This window comes from uncultured Fibrobacter sp. (assembly GCF_900316465.1).
Classification (GTDB): domain Bacteria; phylum Fibrobacterota; class Fibrobacteria; order Fibrobacterales; family Fibrobacteraceae; genus Fibrobacter.
Genome location: NZ_ONDD01000005.1, coordinates 40,913 through 59,816, shown reverse-complemented (window position 1 = coordinate 59,816; position 18,904 = coordinate 40,913). Strand labels below are relative to the sequence as shown.

The 18,904-nt window shown below is 53.0% G+C and carries 15 protein-coding genes; 5 read left to right on the top strand and 10 right to left on the bottom strand.

The genetic code is table 11. The features are described 5' to 3' along the window. Window positions 1–96: 96 nt before the first annotated feature. The 4 genes from metH to QZN53_RS03105 form a co-directional block, all read right to left on the bottom strand. Window positions 97–3,753 carry a methionine synthase gene (metH, locus tag QZN53_RS03120; RefSeq protein ID WP_294651555.1) on the bottom strand — a complete coding sequence of 1,219 codons (3,657 nt, stop codon included), beginning with the start codon at window positions 3,751–3,753 and terminating at the stop codon, window positions 97–99. A 74-nt stretch (window positions 3,754–3,827) separates the two neighbouring features. Then, entirely contained in the window at window positions 3,828–4,970 is a 1,143-nt protein-coding gene (locus QZN53_RS03115) for a GTP-binding protein (protein ID WP_163437450.1), read from the bottom strand. A 26-nt stretch (window positions 4,971–4,996) separates the two neighbouring features. Then, entirely contained in the window at window positions 4,997–7,060 is a 2,064-nt protein-coding gene (locus QZN53_RS03110) for a TonB-dependent receptor (protein ID WP_294651552.1), read from the bottom strand. Then, on the bottom strand, window positions 6,963–7,538 hold the full coding sequence (locus QZN53_RS03105) for a hypothetical protein (RefSeq protein WP_163437448.1): 576 nt from the start codon (window positions 7,536–7,538) through the stop codon (window positions 6,963–6,965). Before QZN53_RS03105 ends, QZN53_RS03110 begins: the two co-directional genes overlap by 98 nt. A gap of 161 nt (window positions 7,539–7,699) precedes the next feature. On the opposite strand from QZN53_RS03105, the gene QZN53_RS03100 reads away from it, so the two are divergent. Next, entirely contained in the window at window positions 7,700–7,921 is a 222-nt protein-coding gene (locus QZN53_RS03100; RefSeq protein WP_163437447.1) for a hypothetical protein, read from the top strand. 40 nt (window positions 7,922–7,961) lie between these two features. On the opposite strand, the gene QZN53_RS03095 is transcribed toward QZN53_RS03100, so the two are convergent. From QZN53_RS03095 to QZN53_RS03070, 6 genes are all read right to left on the bottom strand, one after another. Beyond that, entirely contained in the window at window positions 7,962–8,288 is a 327-nt protein-coding gene (locus tag QZN53_RS03095) for a hypothetical protein (protein ID WP_163437445.1), read from the bottom strand. 104 nt (window positions 8,289–8,392) lie between these two features. After that, window positions 8,393–9,244 (bottom strand): metal ABC transporter permease, encoded by an 852-nt coding sequence (locus tag QZN53_RS03090; protein ID WP_163437443.1) that lies wholly within the window; start codon window positions 9,242–9,244, stop codon window positions 8,393–8,395. 4 nt (window positions 9,245–9,248) lie between these two features. Further along, the gene (locus QZN53_RS03085; protein WP_163437441.1) at window positions 9,249–9,893 is read right to left on the bottom strand and encodes an ABC transporter ATP-binding protein; all 645 of its coding nucleotides are present in this window, start codon (window positions 9,891–9,893) and stop codon (window positions 9,249–9,251) included. A gap of 7 nt (window positions 9,894–9,900) precedes the next feature. Then, window positions 9,901–10,947 carry a metal ABC transporter substrate-binding protein gene (locus QZN53_RS03080; protein ID WP_163437439.1) on the bottom strand — a complete coding sequence of 349 codons (1,047 nt, stop codon included), beginning with the start codon at window positions 10,945–10,947 and terminating at the stop codon, window positions 9,901–9,903. 84 nt (window positions 10,948–11,031) lie between these two features. Next, on the bottom strand, window positions 11,032–11,298 hold the full coding sequence (locus QZN53_RS03075; protein WP_163437437.1) for a hypothetical protein: 267 nt from the start codon (window positions 11,296–11,298) through the stop codon (window positions 11,032–11,034). After that, on the bottom strand, window positions 11,291–11,683 hold the full coding sequence (locus QZN53_RS03070) for a Fur family transcriptional regulator (protein WP_294651543.1): 393 nt from the start codon (window positions 11,681–11,683) through the stop codon (window positions 11,291–11,293). Before QZN53_RS03070 ends, QZN53_RS03075 begins: the two co-directional genes overlap by 8 nt. A gap of 246 nt (window positions 11,684–11,929) precedes the next feature. On the opposite strand from QZN53_RS03070, the gene QZN53_RS03065 reads away from it, so the two are divergent. The 4 genes from QZN53_RS03065 to QZN53_RS03050 all read left to right on the top strand — a co-directional run bounded on the left by QZN53_RS03065 (window position 11,930) and on the right by QZN53_RS03050 (window position 18,864). Continuing rightward, window positions 11,930–12,793 (top strand): DUF4423 domain-containing protein, encoded by an 864-nt coding sequence (locus tag QZN53_RS03065; RefSeq protein WP_163437435.1) that lies wholly within the window; start codon window positions 11,930–11,932, stop codon window positions 12,791–12,793. After that, window positions 12,790–14,109 carry a carboxypeptidase-like regulatory domain-containing protein gene (locus QZN53_RS03060; protein ID WP_163437434.1) on the top strand — a complete coding sequence of 440 codons (1,320 nt, stop codon included), beginning with the start codon at window positions 12,790–12,792 and terminating at the stop codon, window positions 14,107–14,109. The genes QZN53_RS03065 and QZN53_RS03060 overlap by 4 nt, the downstream gene beginning before the upstream one ends. 172 nt (window positions 14,110–14,281) lie before the next feature. Continuing rightward, window positions 14,282–16,510: a carbohydrate-binding protein gene (locus QZN53_RS03055; protein ID WP_163437432.1), complete on the top strand. Its 2,229-nt coding sequence runs from the start codon at window positions 14,282–14,284 to the stop codon at window positions 16,508–16,510. A 125-nt stretch (window positions 16,511–16,635) separates the two neighbouring features. Continuing rightward, window positions 16,636–18,864 carry a carbohydrate-binding protein gene (locus QZN53_RS03050; RefSeq protein ID WP_294651537.1) on the top strand — a complete coding sequence of 743 codons (2,229 nt, stop codon included), beginning with the start codon at window positions 16,636–16,638 and terminating at the stop codon, window positions 18,862–18,864. Window positions 18,865–18,904 lie beyond the last annotated feature (40 nt).

The window sequence follows — 18,904 nt, the reverse complement described above, 5'->3', positions numbered from 1 at the left end:
AGAAAAAACGGCTGTGTCGCCGGGGGTGTTTGAGCTCATTTATTTTGAGAAATCTGCAACGAGTGCGGATTGGATAAGGTAAAATGCGTATTTTTCTTACACCTTCACGTGGAAGTAGTCGATTTCAGGGTGGCTGATGTAAAGGCCGCTCACGGATGCTTGCGGGTACATGGCACCGTTTTCGGTGAGGCTGATGCCCACACTGTTGAAGTCGATGAGTTTTGCGACATTGAAGATTTCCTTGATGTTCGGGAGCACGGGGTAGCCGACGGCCGGGCGGATGCCCTTCCAGTTGTTGGTGCGTTCGAGTTCCTTGCTCAAGTATTCGGCGCCGGCTTCGGCCAGGCGGTCGGCGACAGTCTGCATCAAAAGAACGTCGTAGTCGCTGCCGCCCTGTTCGGCTTTCAGCTTTTCGAGGCGCTTGACGAAGGCGTCGCTTACGGTGACGGCGAAGGCACCCACGATGTCGCGGAATACATCTTTACCGGCGGGAGCGGCGAAGACGCTTGCGGTGTTCGCATTCGCAGGAGCAACGTAGTCACAGAGCGCGAGGCAAGTGCCTTCGGGATTTTGCTGGCGTGCCGTGGCGACTTCGACAAGGTCGGAGTCGGTGCCGGTACGGCCCGTGTTAAAGATAACCGACTTTTCCGTACCGGCTGCAGGGTAGAACGCCTGCACGGCACGCAGTGCATACTCGGGCTTTGTGAGCGACTTGATGAGTGCTTCGGCATCGGCCTTGAGTTTTTTTGCTTCTTCCTCTTCGGGCTTGATTTTCCAAGTGAAGAAGAAGTATTCCCAGCTGATAAGCGGAATGACTTTTTCGAGCGGAATCGGCGGGAGCTTGCTTTCGCCCATGAACGGCGGTTCCACAGGCTGGTACTTGCTCCAGTCGCATTGATAGCGGCGTTCTTCGGGAGTCTTTTCGGCTGCGGCCATGGCGCTTGCGGCTTCGGTCTGTATGCCGTTTTGCTTGTCGCGGATTCTCTGCTGTTCGACCCGGTTTTCCTGAATGGTTTGTTCGCTAGTCGCTGGATCCAAAAGCTTTTGCACAAGGCCTGGGTTGCTGGCGGCATCGCGCACATGGAATACGGGGCCGTCGTAGCACGGGGCGATCTTTACGGCGGTGTGCGTGGGCGAGGTTGTAGCACCACCCACGATAATCGGAATGCGCTGGCCAGCGTCCTGCATGGCCTTTGCCACCGTGCACATTTCTTCGAGCGAGGGCGTAATCAGTCCAGAGAGGCTCAAGATGTCGGCCTTGTTTTCGATGACCGCCTTCACGATGACATCTTCGGGAACCATCACGCCGAGGTCCACCATTTCATAGCCGTTACAGGCCATAATCACGGAGACGATGTTCTTGCCGATATCGTGCACGTCGCCCTTCACGGTGGCGATCACGATCTTGCCGCGGCTCGATGCGTTGGCGTCTTTGCCCGCTTCAATATAGGGCTGCAAAATTTCCACGGCCTTCTTCATGGTACGTGCGGTTTTGACCACCTGCGGCAAGAACATTTTGCCTTCACCGAAGCGACGACCGACTTCGTTCATGCCGTCCATTAGCGGGCCAGAAATAATTCCCACCGGGCTATCGCCGCGGTTGATGAGTTCCATCAGGTCGGGCTGAAGCGTTGTAGAAGTTCCTTTAAGGAGAGCTTCTTGCAGGCGTTCTTCGGGCGTCGTGGGCTTTGCGTCTGCGGCGGCGTTGGCGCCGTCGTCAGATGAGCTGCTGGCACCTGTGCTCATGGCGAAAATTGCCTTCGGGTCGTACTTGGTGCCCGCTTCTTTGGCGGCAGCAGCGGCTGCGGTCATGCGGCTTGCAATTTCGATGAGCGCTTCGCTGGCATCCGGTTCCGTATTGTAGATGACTTCGGTAATGGCCATGCGGAGTTCCAGCGGAATCGTCTTGTATTCGATGATTGCGCTCGGGTTCATGATGGCCATGCCCATGCCGTTCGGAATCGCGTAATGCAGGAACGTGGTGTGCATCGCTTCGCGCAGATAGTTGTTGCCACGGAAAGCGAAGGAAAGGTTCGAAAGACCGCCCGAAATGCGGACGCCAGGCAGGTTGTCCATAATCCAGCGGACGGCGCGGATAAAGTCAATGGCATAGGCGTTGTGTTCCGCCATGCCTGTAGCGACTGTCAAGACGTTCGGGTCGTAAATAATGTCGGAGGGGTCGAAGCCGAGCTTTTTGACCATGATGTCGTAAGCGCGGGCGGCAATCTGCACGCGGCGCTCGTAGTTGGTGGCCTGACCTTCTTCGTCAAAGAGCATCACGATGACGGCGCCGCCGAGGCGCTTGATAGTGAGCGCATGCTCAATGAAAGCTTTTTCGCCCATCTTTAGGGAGATGGAGTTCACGATGCACTTGCCCTGGGCGCACTTGAGGCCCGCTTCAATCACTTCGAAACGGGAAGAGTCCACCATGATGGGCACGCGGCTGATGGCCGGGTCCGATGCGAGCAAGTTCAAGAAGGTCTGCATTTCGGCAGTTGCATCCAAGAGGCCGTCGTCCATGTTCACGTCGATTACATCGGCACCGTCTTCGACTTGTTTGCGGGCGATGTCGAGCGCTTCTTCGTAATTCTTTTCGTTGATAAGGCGGAGGAACTTCTTGGAGCCTGCCACGTTGCAGCGTTCACCGACCTTCACAAAGTCTTCGGCGTTGCAGCTGTCGGCACCGTTGCTCGGGCGCACCTGTTCCTTGAACAGCGGTTCCAAACCGGCGAGGCGGAGTAGCGGGCTCGTGGCGTACTTGGGCGCGGGCTTGCGGCGTTCGTAATCGGCCGGCAGGGCGTCGAGCATTTTGCGCATGGCGGCGATGTGTTCCGGTGTGGTACCGCAGCAGCCACCAATCATGTTCACCAGCTTGTCGTCCAGGTAAACGCCCATGAGGCGCACCATGTCTTCGGGCGTGTCATCGTAACCGCCGAACTGGTTCGGCAGCCCCGCATTCGGGTGACAGCTAATGTAGCAGGGCGCGACCTTGCCCATGCGGCGCAGGTACGGCACCATACCGTCGGCACCGAGACCGCAGTTGAGGCCGATAGAAAGCGGATGCATGTGCATCACGCTCACGGCGAATGCTTCCACCGTCTGACCCGAAAGTGTACGGCCCGAAGCGTCGCTCACCGTCATGGAGAACATGACTTCGACGGGCTTGAGGTCGGCAGCCTTGTCACCGGCTTTAGCGGCGCGCGCTTCCATCACCTTAGTGAATGCACTGGCGGCAGCCTTCGCGTTCAGCGTATCAAAAATCGTTTCAATCAGAATGGCATCGACGTCTTCTTCGATTAGCACCTGAATCTGTTCCAGGTAGGCATCTTCCAGCTCGTCGAAAGTAATGCTACGGCTCGCGGGGTCGTTCACGTCTTCGCTCATGGAGAGCATTTTACTCGTGGGACCCACGTCGCCCAGAATGTACACCTGGCGACCGTACTTTTCCATGGCCTCTGCCGCGGCCTGCTTCGCAATTTTCACGGCGGCGCGGTTCATTTCGGCGATGCGGTGTTCCTGGTGGTACTCGTGCTGGCTTACGCGTTGGCTCGAGAACGTATTCGTCGTCAAGCAGTCCACGCCCGCATCCACGTAACGGCGCTGGATATCAAGAATGATATCCGGCTTTTCGATGGAGAGCATGTCGTTGTTCGCGCCCTTGATGCCGTAAGTCTGAATGACAGAACCCATGCCGCCATCGAGCAGCATCATCTTGCTTTCAAAAGCTTCGCGTAAAGTCATTTTCTTGTCCATGGCACGAACCGCCGTATTTTACGTTTTATGCATTTATTTAGTTTTATGCATAAATATAGAAAAAGAGCTTGTGGCTAGTCAAGGCATTTTTCGAGTTCCTTTCGTATGAATTCCTTATTATAACCCTTGCCTATGAAAACGACTTGGTTTTCGCGGTCTCCATAGCGGGAATCCCAGTTTTCCCTGACTTCGGGATTTTCGGCAAGAAAAGCCTGTTTTTGGTCTTCGCGCAGGGCGTCTATCCAATAGGAAACGGGCATGACGGAGGAATTCCTGCCGGCCTGTTCGAATAGCTGCACATCTCTGCTGGCATCTGAAAACCAGATGTAGCCTTTGGAACGGATCAGTTCTGTGGGGTAGCGGTTGTTGACGAAATCCATGAAACGGGTTCTGTTGAATGGTTGCCTAGTCTCGAAAACGAAGGACGAAATTCCGTATTCGTCTACGCAACTGTCGCGCCGGCGGCTGGATTGCAGCAAGCTTGCGGTGGCTTTTTGAATGGCCGAGGACGATTCAATTTGGCTGTAGTTGAATGGCTTGGTCGTCATGATTTTATTGATATCGATGTCGCCGTTTACCGAATGGATAATCGGTGCGCGGGGCTGGAAATCGCACACGATGGATTCGACTTCCTTGAGATGGTCTTCGCTGAGTAAATCGCACTTGTTCAAGACGATAAAGTTGCAGAATTCGATTTGGTCTACAATCAATGTGGAAATTTCTTCTTGGGAAAGATCGTATTGGTCGGCGAGGTGATCCCGCTGTTCTTTTTTATGCTTTAAGTCGCTGAGAAATTCGCTGTAAATGCGGTCTGCATCGACGACGGTCACGATGGATGTCAAGTAGACGTTTGTTTTGGGATTGTCTTCTTCGTAGGCCAAGAAGCTTGCGCTGACGGCGCCGGGGTCGCTAATGCCGGAGGCTTCGACGAATACGACTTCGATAGAATCTAGCTTAGAAATCTTTTCGACTTGTTCGATAAATTCGTCGCGGAGGGTGCAGCAGATGCAACCGTTTTGCAGTTCGAACATCGGGCATTCGGCTACGTTCGACCCGTTCTTCTTCAGAATTTCGGCATCGACGTTGATGCTGCCCATATCGTTGACGATGAGGGCGACTTTTCGTTTCTCCTGCTTGAGAATGTTATTCAAGAGAGTCGTTTTGCCGGAGCCCAGGTATCCGGTAATGAGAATGACGGGTTTCTTGTTCTTTTTCATAGTTCTCCTTTGAGGTTTGATGGGTGTTACCATTCGATTTTTGCAAGTGCGCTTAAGTTGCGGCCCTTCTCGGGCATGACTGATTTTAGGCGAGAAAGGTGATTACGAATGTCGGCGTCGAATAGGTTGTCGGCGCGGAAAACGAGGCTGTAGCGGGCGAGTGCGAGTTCCCAGCGGATTTCAGTTGACAGGCCGAAGGTGATGTAGCCGGGGGTGCGTTCTTCGTATTTGTCTACTTTGTGCTGGGCGAGGGCCATGTCGGTGTGTGCGCCTGTGCGTACATGTTCCCAAAGGTAGGCGAGTTCTCCGTGGAACTTGAACGGCGGAATTTGGGGCATGTCGCTCCAATGGGTGCTGCGGTACATGCCGCGCACATAGCTTGCAGAGGTGGCGGCGCGAAAGCCCTGTTCCGCTGCGGTTTCGATGGAGGTGCTTGCGCCGTAGAGCAGCGCCTTGTCGCCTTGCACTTGATAGATGGGGAGTAGTTGCGACCAGTTGGTGTCTCCGGTGGCGCGGGGCGCGAGGTAGTTCAAAAAATAGGTGGCGTGAGCGGTCGCGCGCCATGTGAATAAATCTCCGTAAGAGCGGTACTCGAGTTCGGTGCCGTAGCCGCTTTCGGCGTCCAGCTTGTGGTTGCCTCGCTCGTAGGTGTAAGCGGCTAGATGCGGCCCTTGGTTGTACAATTCTTCGATGGTGGGAGCGCGTGTTGTTCTGAATAAATTAAGCGTCAAGAATTTGCCCACACCGACGCGCTGCGAGAATTCTGCGTCAAATGCCCACAATGCAAAGTTGCGGTCTTCGATGGCGTCTTTGTCGGCGACGACGCTTTCATGCGGGCGAAAGATCGCTCCGCCGAGTCGCGCAGCTACCGTAATTTCGAGCCCGCGCCAACCACTCATGCTGGCGACGGCAAAAGCGGAGCCTGCATACGACCGAGTCGGTGGCGTGAACACGTAGCCACCCATTTCAATCCATCGGCGTTCCAGTTCTGCGCCCAGGCGAATTCCGAAAAGGGGACCGAGACTTGCCAGGAGTTTTTCTAAGCGCAAGTTCTCCTGATTGACAGCAAACTCGGCCCCCACCGCCCCCTTCTTTCCTTCAAATTCTTTGTGATGATAACGGTTGATTCGAAGCGTGACATCCAGCGTGTCGCGGACGTCGTTGGCCGGCAAATAAATCCCCCGCAGAGTCAAGTCGCGTTTCCACATTTCAATGTCTACGCCGTTCGGGTGACCGCCAATGAATCCGCCGGGAATCCCGTAGTCGCTATTGAACCAACGGTAAGAGGTCCCGAAACGGAAACGCCCCAAGGCGTAAGATGCGCCAACGGCGCCGCTTCCGTTTTCAATGTCCGTATTTTTGAGCGTGCCGTCGGGAGTTTTCATGTCGTCCATGCGGCGGGCCAAAAGTTCTCCCTTGAGTGATAATCCCTTCACCGAAGCATTTGCCCCTACGGCTGTTGCATAACCCGGCTGTGCACTTTCAGAATACTTCGTGACATAGCCGTGGAAAAGAGAATCGCCAAAGGGAATGTCGTTGCGTTCCACTTGAACCACTCCGCCTGCGGCTGAAAAACTGTGCAATAAAATGTGGGGGCCTCGCAAAACGCGAAGTCGGTGTGCCGTTAAAACTTCGGATGCGACTGCGTGATCGGGCGAGGTAGCGCTCATGTCTCCACAAAATGCGCCGTCTTCGGTCAATTCAACATGGCTACCCGAAAGTCCCTTGATAACGGGGCGTGCGGCCGCAGGGCCCATGGAACGGATCGCTACGTCGGGCTCGTTTTTGATGGTTTCGGCAATGGTTGTAGAAATGGCGCGATACAGTTTTTTGTCTTTTAAATCGTCGTCTTCGCGGAGTCCTTCTAAAATTGCCTGCGAGGGCTTTTCTGCCTGTACGACTGAACTTCCTAAATCCTGTACAAATTCCTGGGCAAAAGAGAAGTGAAGGAAGCCTCCTAAAAGGAGGCTCCCCATGGCAGCCCTAAATAGGCTAATCTTCATGTTCGTGCTCGTGATCGTGGTGGTCATGATCATGGTCATCATCATCGTCGTCATCATCATGATGATGTTCATGGAACGGGCATTCATCTGCGTCCAAAGCCTTGTCTACGACAACGCGGATTGCCGGCGTACGGGCGTCAGCATGGTCGTGGTGATTTACCTTGAGAATCAAAGTCGTTTCGCCTTCCTTGACACCCTTCAGGTGGAAACCCCAGCTGCCGCAGGAGTGTACATCCAGAATTTTTTCGTCTTCAATTTCCCAGGCGAGGGAATGCTCGTCATCGGTCGGGGGCTCCACTTCTTTCTTATTGTCGTCAAGGAACTTTACGGTGATATGTTCGCTCATGCAGTTTGCGTTCACATGCATCACTTCGATAGAGGAATCTGCCTTGCCGCGGTAAACGCTGTAAGCAAGCTGCCAGTCGCCCCAATAAAGGTTCCAGCCTTCGGCTTCAAAATGTTCATGCTGGTCGGTAGAGGTGCTGTTGCTATCGCCACAGGCGGCAAAGAAAACGCTAAGGATAAGGCCGAAAAAGGCAAAGGAAAGGGTTTGAATCAGTTTCATGTTTCTCTCGTTTGAATACAACGATCCTATCCGCGGAAAGTTTTGCGGACAACAAGGCCAAAAACACCTAGCGATTTTTCGCGAGGCAAAAAGCAGGATGTTGCGATTGAAGTTTTAGAGGATTATGCCGAGAGAACAGGAGGGGCGCGGGGCCTTGAAAAGTGAAACCGCGGGTTCGTCTTGAAAACGCGAATATCGCATGCCAGTTCGCAAATAACCACCAAAAATACGGCGACATCCGGCGCGTCGCTAGCGACATCAAGACCATGCTGGACCAGTGCGCAAACCGGGCAATCGTCGTGTCCGTCAAAGTCGTCATGATGGTGCTGGGCAATCGAGAGCAGCCCGGCAAACAACAATGCGACAATAATGATCCTGAATAGTTTCACTTGGTAAGCTTTGCTTAATGGCGTTTGTTAAGAATTACTGGTTCTTAAGGGTTGCATTGCGAATAATCGGGAATCCGCCACCCCCTTCGTCTTTTTCGTAATCGAAATCGCCTTCGACAATAATGGCATCGCCTTCGGCCGGGTATTGTTCTGGGTACTTGCGGGGTTTCGCAAGTTCAAAGGCGAGTCCTTGCGAACAGCAGGCGAGTGCATCGGCGATAACGCAGCCGTAAAAGCGCCGGTCGATTTGATCGTCGTAGTAGCTCGAAAATACGCCGCCCATCTTGATGCGTTTTCCTTGGAACTTGGCAGGTTCTGTTACCATGCGGTTGACCAGGGCGAACACGACGGTGCCGCTCATTTTAGTCAAGTCAAAATGAATGGTCTTGGTTTGGCCTGGTTTTTGCGCGAAGCTGGGTAATGCAAACGCAAATAAAACGAGGAACAAAAATATTTTGGACAATGTTAAACTCTTTTGTCGCGAATCAGGCTAATAAGGCAAATGATTCCGAACACCACGATGTCCATGGCCACGATGGTCGAACCCACAGGCGTCCCTGCCAAAATGGCAATCAAGATTCCGGTAAGCGAACACAAGACCGAGATAATGCCTGCGGCAACGGTTACCGAGAAAAAGCTCTTGAAAAGACGCATGGCCGAAAGGGCCGGGAATACGACCAAGGCAGACACCAGCAAGGCGCCCACCAGGTTCATGGCAAGAACGATGATGACGGCGATAATCACGGCAACGAGGATGTTGTAAAGCATCACGCGCACGCCTGTCGCCTGAGCGAAATTTTCGTCAAAGGTGATTGCAAAAATTTTATGGTAGAAAATAACGAATACGGTAAGTACAGCAATGGAAAGTGCCACGCAAAGGTAGACTTCTTCTACCTTGAGCGTGAGAATCGATGTAGAGCCGAAAAGTGTGGTGCACACGTCGCCCGAAATATTTGCCGATGTAGAGAAAATATTCATGAGCAAGTAACCGATAGCCAGCGCGCCCACCGATACCATGGCGATGGCGGCGTCGCCTTTGACCTTTGCCTTTTTGCCCGAGCACAAAAGCAGCACGGCGACTGCGATGGTGATCGGGAGAATAATCAGCATGTTGTTGGTTACCTTGAGGACGGCTGCAATCGAAAGCGCACCGAAGGCCACATGAGAAAGACCGTCGCCAATGTAGGAATAGCGCTTGAGCACAAGGGTGACGCCCAAGAGCGATGAACACAGCGAAACGAGTACGCCCACGATAATCGCATAGCGTACAAACGGAAAATCCAGGTAGAAGAAGAGCTTGTCGAGTAATTCTGGCATGGGACTATCCTCTCCTATCTTCGATGGGGTTGAAATCCAGAATGCGGCTGGATTCTCTGTGGGCGGCTTCAAGATCGTGAGTCACCATGATGATGGTCATACCGCTCTTGTGCAAGTCGCTAATGATTCTGTACATGGATTCTGTTGATTCCGGATCGAGACCGGTGACGGGTTCGTCGAGCAACAGCAAACGTTCGGCGGCGCAGAGGGCCCGGGCCAAAAGCACGCGTTGCCTTTGGCCCCCCGAAAGTTCGCGGAAGCAGGCCTTACGCAAACTTTCGGTCCGCGTAAGCGCCATGCACTCCATGGCGCGTTCCCGGTGGGCCCTCTTGTAAAACGGCAAGAGCCCTTTTTTACCTTGGAACGCCGAGAGTACGATTTCTTCGACCGACGCCGGAAAATCTTTCTGCACGTTCGTGATTTGCGGCAAGTAGCCAATCTGGTTTCGCGTAAGGCCGTCGCACAATTCGATACTTCCACTCTTGGGCGAAAGCAGTCCCGAAATACCGCGCAAAAGCGTGGTCTTTCCGGAACCGTTGCGGCCCACGATGCAAAGGTATTCCCCTGCATTAATATCGTAGTCGAAATCGCTCACGATATCTTTGTTCCCGTACCCAAGTGTCAATTGACGGCACTTAATCAAAACCATAATGAACCTACTTCAAAGCCTTTTTGATCACTTCGAGATTTTCGCGCATAATGTCGAGGTAGTTTGCGGAATCCATCTGCGAAGTCTTGATGGACTGCATCGAATTAAGCGTAAGCACCTCGGCGGTCTTGGACTTTTTGCTTGCGGCAAGTACTGCCTGCGCAATCTTGCCGTTGCCACCGTCGATCGTGAAGATGGCGGGCAGCGCTAACGAATCCATTTTGTTGGCGAGGAAGGCGACCGTCTCGAAACTCGCTTCGCTTTCGGCGGAACAGCCAACAAACGCGGCATAATACTTAATGCCATAATCGTCCACCAGATAGCGAAACGGGAACCTGTCGCCGAACAGAACCGTCTTGTGGGTGACGCTATCCATCGCGGCGCGGTATTGGGCGTCCAGGGCGCTGATCTTTGCAATGTAAAGGCCTGCGTTCATGTGGTATTCCATGGCGTGAGCCGTATCTGCTTTTGAAATGGCGTCTGCAAGGGTCATCACCAGGATTTCGGCATTCTTCAGCGAGAGCCAGACGTGTTCATCGTTTTCGACTTCTTCGGTGTGAGCTTCGTGCTCGTGATGATCTTCGTGAGCCTCATGTTCATCGGCATGCTCATGGTGTTCATGTTCCTCTTCGGCTTGCATGCCTTCGACGATTTCTTCGGCCTTGACGCGGTCACCCAAAGCCTCAAGCAAGTTCACTTGCACGCGTTTTTCGTTGGGCGTTGCTTCAAGAGCTTTTTCGATCCATTCGTCCGATTCACCGCCGACGTACACGATCATGTCGGCCTTGGCGATTGTGGCGATATCGGCCGCCGAGGGCTTGTAACTGTGCAAGTCCATGCCGTTCTTGATTAAGAGCGTAAGGTCCAGGGAATCAGCCTGGTTGCCAAGGATTTCTTTGAGCCAGGCGTATTGCGGGTAAATGGTGGCGACAACGGAAATCTTTTTGCCGTTGCTTGCCGCTTGTTCCGAATTCTTCTTTTCGGAATCCGAGTTGCACGCTATAAAGAGTGTAAGTAGCGCAAAAATAGATGCAATGAATGCAATCTTTTTCATTAAAAGTCCTTCGCCATTTTGGCGTGAAATTGTACGTGTGAATAAGATGCCTTGCGACAGTATGTCGCGTTCAATCGGTGCGCATCAATTCAGTAGCAGGACTTTTTGTGAAACAAGAGTTGTCGGCTGCGAAGTCGCGGCCTTAAAGCAAACTAGTTTGAAATAGAAAAATCGTAACGCAAGTTCAAATGGTGCTACCACCAGTTCCATGCAAACCGAAATCAGTTCCAGGCAACGGTGAATATGGTGGCACACGTGGCAGTGTTCGCCATGGCAATGGTGCTCCATGTGCTTGGCCACGTAGAGCGATGCAAACGCCACGAGCAATTTGTTGAGCAGGGCGTTAATCATGACGCCTCCGCGAACAGCCGGAACAGCGTCCGAGCAAAACCGATTGCTGTTGATCGAGTTCGAATCCGCTGCGCTGTACCGAAAGCTGCAACACCTTGAGCGCGGGGCCCTCTAGGTGAAAGAACTTGCCGCATTCCTTGCACACGAGGTGCATCTTTTCTTCGCAGCGGCCAGGGCCCGTGTAGCGGTATTGCAGTTCGTTGTTGTCGTCGGCGCCGACAATCTGCACGACTCCCGCCTTTTCCATTCGGGAGAGGTTTCTATATATAGTACTCAGTGAAACTTCGGGCAGGTTCTGGGCAATGCCGGAGGCCTTGAAAATCCGGTCGGGATTTTCGGCCATGTAATCCAGGATCATTTGTCGCGCTTGCGTTTTGTATTCCACTTTTTCCTCTTGATCCGCGAATTTGCGAATCGTTCGCAAAATTTAGTAAAAATGAGAATGGTTTGCAAATGTTGGGGCGAAAACCCCGATTTTTGGCGAAATTCCTAAAAAACGGGAAAATTTCCCCACCATGTGGCGATGGTCACGAAGCTCTTGGACAAAACGTCCATGCGAATTTCACCCTCGGTATATGTTTCTTTACCTGCAAAGTCTATTTTATTATTGTAAATATACGGGTAAATAATTATGGTTACGTTTTCTGACATATCGGATTATCGCGACTTCTTGAAGGAGTACTACGACCGTAGGAAGGCCGAAATGCCTTTCTACTCGTACCGTATGATGGGGGACAAGCTGGGGTTGGATTCCAGCTACCTTTATCGCGTGTTGCAGAAAAAGCAGCACTTGCCGGCTCATGCACTCCCTGCCGCGAAAGAAATCCTTGATCTGTCCGGTCGTGAGGCCGAATACTTTGACTTGCTGTTCTCCGCAGCAGTAACCAAGGACAAGGCCAAGCGCGAAGAGCTAATGGCAAAAGCCCTCGATCTTCGGGATGTGGACCGCCACAGCCTGCAGGCAGCCGAACTCAAGCTGCTCCAGAACTGGTGGATTCCGGCCGTGCGCGCCTACCTCGAACTGAACGGTGGCGTGGTTAACGTAAAGCAGATTTCTAGAGACCTGTGCCCCCCGATTACCGAGGCCCAGGCTCAGGAAGCTATCGATACCTTGCTGGAAGTCGGCTTGGTCAAGAAGATGGCTTCGGGTAAATTGGCTGTTACGGATGCCCACCTGACTGTGGGTGGCCCCGAAAAGAAACAGGCTGTCCGCCATTTTCAGAAAGAAGTGCTCTCTTTGGCGAGCGATGCGCTTGACTACATCCCCGTTGACGAAAGAAATATTTCTACTCTTACATTGTCCGTGGACCAGTCCTGCTTCGATGACTTGGGTGATATGCTTAGGGAATTTAGGCGCCTGGTCCAGAAGAGGGTGGACAGTGCCAAAAACTCCGACCGGGTAATGCAGCTTTCTATGGCATTCTATCCGATTGCGCGTAAGGGCGGTGTCCGTACCGTTGATTCTGTGGAGGGCGACAAAAGGGAGTCCAAATGAAGAAATGGGTGTGGCATATAGGTTTTGCAGCAGCAGTGGGAGCGCTCATTGCGGCGTGTTCCAGCAGCAACGGCACTGATCCGAGTGCGGGTACTTCGCTTGAGACGGAGAACTCGGTTGCCGTGGTGCTCGCTGTGAAGCAGAGCGATGGTTCGCCTGCTGCCCGTACCAAGGTCTTGGTGCGCCCGGTTGATTTCTTGGCGGGTGCTAATAATATGGATCTTGTCAAGGACCACGAAAAGGGTGAATCCCCGGTGGTCGTCTCCGATTCTACTTTGGGTATCTTGAATCTCGAAACCGACGAGCAGGGCCGGTTGAACCTCAAGAGACTCAAGCCCGGTACTTATAATGTGGAAGCACGTCAGGATACTACCAAGGCGTTTGTGCGCGTTGTGGTGACCGATGTGTCTCGCGATTCTGTGTCTATTAAGCTTGAACCGACTGGTGCAGTTTCGGGCCAGGTCTACGTGCCTGAAAACGAAAACTCTTTGACGGTTGGTGTTAAGGGCCTTGATTACTTTGTTGAAACTGACGAAGACGGTAAGTTCGAATTCAAGAGTCTGCCGAAGGGCCTGCTTACCTTGGTCGGATTCTCGTTCCATACTTACAAGACTCTTGATATGGAAGGTAAGCCGACTGCGATCAGCAACATGATGACTGTCGGTAGCACCAATGCGAAGATTGAACCTGGCAAGACGACGGAAGTGACGATTGGCCAAAAGCCGGTGGTTGCTCCTGACACGACTGCCAAGGAAGATGTCTACCCGGTGGTGCTTTTCGAAAACTTCGAAGATAGCGTTTACGGTTGGTACACCTCGGTATCCAAGTATGCTACTGCAGAACTCGATGCCAAGAAGAATGTCCACGGCCGTAAGGGATTGTCTGCTCACTTTGTGTACACCAACGATTCTAACGCCAACTGGGCATTGATGGGTCATGATCTGAACGGAATGACGGACATGAGTGAACTTGATTCCGTGGTGTTCTGGGCTCGTTCGGGTCTCAGCGATTCTTCCCAGTGGATCAGCGTCTCGTTCGATGTGCTTCTCGATTCGATCGCTCTCGATTCTACCGGTTACGAAAACGGTAAGGCTTGGGTGCACATGCAGCTCGATACCGCCTGGCAGCGTTACGTGGTGACTCCGGAAGACCTGATTGAACCCGACGAACACAATATCGGCGGCAACATTGGTTGGGACGAAGTCAAGGAACATGTGACGAACCTGAACTTCTTCGGCGGTGGTGTCACGGAAGGCGTGCCGTACGAAATGTGGGTCGACGACATCGTGATTTACGGCGTCAAGGGCATGGAATAATTCAAAACCCCAATTTTGGAACAAAACCCCGCAAAAAGCGGGGCTTTTTTTGTGTAGTTATTGACAATGTGTCAATAGAAAAAGCCTTTTTGTGAGCTTTTTTCGCTTTTTTTTAGGGTAATTTTGGAATAAAGAAGGTTTGGTTGTGTTTTTTGCCTTCTAAGGAGTCTATATGGGTTATAAAAAAGCATGGGAATTAAAGGGCCTAAAAAAGGCCGCTTGCTTAGTTGCGGGGCTTGCCACTTTTGGCTTGGCCGACAACCCGATTTCGAGTTATCACTACTTGGCAGACCCGGGTGCCGCTGCCGACGATACGTACTTCTACGTCATCACCGACTCCGACGACCCGGCTGCGTACAATGCCAACGGCTACAACATCAAGGCCCTCTACGGTTTCCGCACCAAGGACATGAAAAACTGGACCGACTTCGGTATCATTTACGATGCCCGCAAGGTGGACGGTATCGGCGATATCTGGGCATCCGGCATTGCGGTGAACCCCAACGATCACAGGCTTTACATCGTGTTCCCCGATGGCGGTGGTGGCGGCGTTGGCCTCATCGGCGCCGACAGCATTGCCGGCCCCTGGACGAACCCCGTTTCGGGCAACAAGAAGCTCATCAACAACTGGGGTGGCGGTATTTCGGACTGCGACGGCATCGGCTGGTGCTTTGACCCGGCAATCTTCTTTGATGACGACGGTACGGGCTACTTCACGTTCGGTGGCGGTAGCAGCGATAGCCGCCCGGCGAACAACAACAATAACGACATTTTTAACATCTACAAGCTCAACAAGGACATGAAGGGCTTTGACGTGAGTACCAAGACTCACCTGAAGATTGGCGGCCCGAAGGCGATGGAAGCTTCTTACATCCATAAGTACAAGGGCAACTATTACCTGTCTTACAGTACGGCTGACTTGCGTATTGCCTACGGCATGTCCAAGAACCCGATGGGCCCCTACGAATACAAGGGTATCTTCATGGGCAACCCGAGCATTAACGGTCAGAATATTAACGCGAACAACAACAACCATCATGGCATTGCCGAATTCAAGGGCCACTGGTACGTTGCCTACCATGACCGCCGTATCGCGAACGGTTATGATGGCCTCGAAAAGATTCCTGCCGACGACGGCAAGGCGAATCCGGCGCCCGCATACCACCGCAGCGTAAGCGTCGATGAATTCTATTACAATGGCGATGGCACCATGAAGGAACTGACCTTCACGAAGGAAGGTCCGAAGCAGATTGAAAACTTTGATCCGTACGACTGGTATCCGGCACTCACGAGCTCCAAGCAGAAGGGCATCCGCAGTCGCTCCAACTGGGCTCCGGGTAAGGTCGCCGAGCACTTGTTGCTCCCGCTTTCCACGAAGGAATCCTGGATTCGCGTGAGTGGCGTGGACTTCGGTACGGCCGCTACGGGCTTTACCGTGCAGGCAGCAAGTACTGCCGACGGCAACAAGATTGAAATCCATACCGGTTCTGCAAGCGGTACCTTGGCGGGCACATGTACGCTCAAGAATACCGGCAACAAGTCTACCTTTGCTGAAACCAAGTGCGAAGTGGAAGGCCTGAAGGGTATCGTGGAATCCTTGTTCCTCGTGTTCAAGGGCTCGCAGGATTCGACCATGGCAATCAAGGCTTGGGGCTTCGAAGGAAGCGGCTCTACTCCGCCGACTCCTCAGACTCCTTATGGCGACAAGGCTGTGACGATTCCGGCCAAGATCGAAGCCGAAAACTATGACGTTCCGGGCACGGGCCGCGGTGATGAAGCGCAATCCTATAGTGACAACGAGTCCGAAAACCAGGGCGATGCCGAATTCCGTACCGACTTGGGAGTCGATATCGTGCTCGGTGGTACCGGCAAGGCTATTGGTTACACCGCTGCTGGTGAATGGCTGGAATACTCGATCGTGGTTCCAGAAGATGGCGAATACGCCTTGAAGGCATCGGCTTCTACCGGTATGGAAAACGGCGCAAGCTTCTGCCTGCTTGTCGATGGCAAGGCTGTGGGCGATACCGTGAAGGTTCCGCAGACTGGCGAAGACTGGAGCGTCTACGAAGAATTCGATGCCGGCAAGGCGACCCTAACCAAGGGCGAACACATTGTCCGACTGGTGATTACCGGCGACAACGTGAATGTGGACTGGTTCTCGATTGGCGAAGTGACCACGGGTATCCATCAGGATGTCAAGCTGAACGCCTCCAAAGTGGCCCAGTACGATGTGTTTGACCTGAGCGGCAAGAAGCTCGCCAGCTTTACGGCCCGCAATATGGTTGAAGCCACTAAGATGTGGCGTGACGGTTCCGTGAAGGGTTCTGAAAAGGCCCATGGCGTGAACCTGCTCCGTAACCGCTCCAGCGGCATGGTGACCAAAATTCGCTCCGCGAAGTAAAGATTTGTAAACAAACCATTGACAAAAAGTCAAAGAAAAGTGTCCTCCGGGGCACTTTTTTTTGTGCTTTTGAGGATAGTTTTAAGGGAGAAGGTGTGGTGTTTTTACCTTCATAGGAGTCCTTTATGGATGTTTGGAATGTGAAAGGCCTGAAGAAGGCCGCGTGTTTGGTCATGGGCTTGGCGGCTTTCGGCCTTGCCGACAACCCGATTTCTACTTACCATTACCTGGCAGACCCGGGTGCTGCCGCTGACGATGAGTACTTCTATATCATCACGGACTCCGATGACCCGGCTCCGTACAATTCTAACAGTTACAAGATTTACGCCCTTTATGCATTCCGCAGTAGGGATATGCAGAACTGGACCGACTTCGGCATTATTTACGATGCCCGTAAGGTGAGCGGTATTAACGATATTTGGGCATCTGGCATCGCGGTACACAACGGCACGTTCTATATCGTGTTCCCCGATGGCGGTGGCGGCGGCATTGGCTACATCAAGGCTCCTGCAATTGAAGGCCCGTGGACGAACGCCGTGGGTAACGGCAAAGATAAACTTGTCGGTGGCCGCGGCATTATCGGCTGCGATGGCGTTTCGTGGTGCTTTGACCCGGGTATCTTTATTGATGACGATGGAACCACCTACGTGACGTGGGGCGGCGGCGAAAGCAACAGCCGTCCGAATACCGACAACTTTGATATCGTCAAGCTGAACGATGCGAAAAATGCTCCGGTGGGTAACGGTTCTCACGTGAAGGTGAACAACTTGCCGACCCGCAAGATGCTTGAAGCCTCTTACATCCACAAGCACAAGGGCAATTACTACTTCTCTTACAGTACCGGCTGGCAGCAGGGTGCACCGACGATCGACTACGGTATGTCCAACAACGTGATGGGCCCCTACACCTGGAAGGGCACCATTCTCGGCGACCCGAGCATGAACGGCCGTAGCATCAACGGCAACAACAACCACCATGGTATCGCCGAATTCAAGGGCCACTCTTATGTTGTCTATCATGATCGCCGTATTGCCAAGGGCCACAATGGCTTGGAAATTATTCCGGCCGATGACGGTCAGCCGAAACCGAACGAAGGCTATCACCGTAGCGTTTCCGTAGACGAAATGTTCTACAACGCCGACGGTACGATTAAGCAGGTGGTTTGCACCAACGAAGGCCCGGAACAGATTGAAAACTTCGATCCGTACGACTGGTATCCGGCTCTCACGAGCTCCAAGCAGAAGGGCATTCGCAGCCGCTCCAACTTTGTGCAGGGCAAGGCTGCCGAACATGTGCTGCTTCCGCTTTCGACCAAGGAATCTTGGCTGCGCGTTTCGGGTGTTGATTTCGGTACTGCAGCGACGGCCTTCAAGGTTGAAGCCGCAAGCGCTGGCGACGGCAACAAGATTGAAATCCGCACGGGTTCTGCAACGGGTACGCTCGCTGGAACTTGTAATCTCAAGAATACCGGCAACAAGAATACTTATGCCGAAACCACTTGCGAAGTGGAAGGACTCAAGGGCATTGTAAAGCAACTGTTCTTGGTGTTCAAGGGCGCTCAGGATTCTACCATGGCTGTTAAGGCCTGGGGCTTTGAAGGTAGTGGATCGACTCCTCCCACACCGCAGTCTCCGTTTGGCGGCAAGGCTTGGGAAATTCCGGGCAAGATTGAAGTCGAAAACTTCGATGAACCGGGTGTCGGCCGCGGCAGCGAAATCAAGTCTTACAGTGAAAATGATTCCGAAGACCATGGCATTGAAAATGGTGGCACGAGCTACCGCGAAGGTACCGGCGTCGATATTTACAAGAAGGCGACCGGTTACGTGGTGGGCTACAACCAGTCTGGCGAATGGCTTGAATACACGGTGAAGGTGGCCAAGGATGGCGATTACACCATGTACGCCTCTGTCGCGACGGACAATTCTACTGCCGGCTTCACGCTGTCTATCGATGACAACAAGATTGCCGATGTCGCAGTCTCTGGTTCCAGCTGGGATGACTTTGAAAGCGTGAAGGCCAATGTGTCTCTGAAGGCTGGCGAACATATTCTGCGCATGACGGTAACGGGCGACTGGTTCGATATCGACTACATCAACTTTGTCGAAGGCAAGGACGCTCCGGAAACGACGACGGGTCTTGCTGGCAATGTGAAGCTGAATGCGGCCAAGGTGGCAACGTTCGACGTGTTTGATTTGACTGGCAAGAAGGTGGCAAGCTTTACTGCCCGCAACATGGCTGAAGCTTCCAAACTCTGGCAGAGTGGTTCCATTCAGGGTAGCGAAAAGGCTCAGGGAATTAGCCTGATTCGCAACCGCGCAAACGGCGCAATGGCCAAGGTGCGTACAACCAAATAAGTTTCCCATAAACACATCCAACCAGGAGGACACCCCCGAA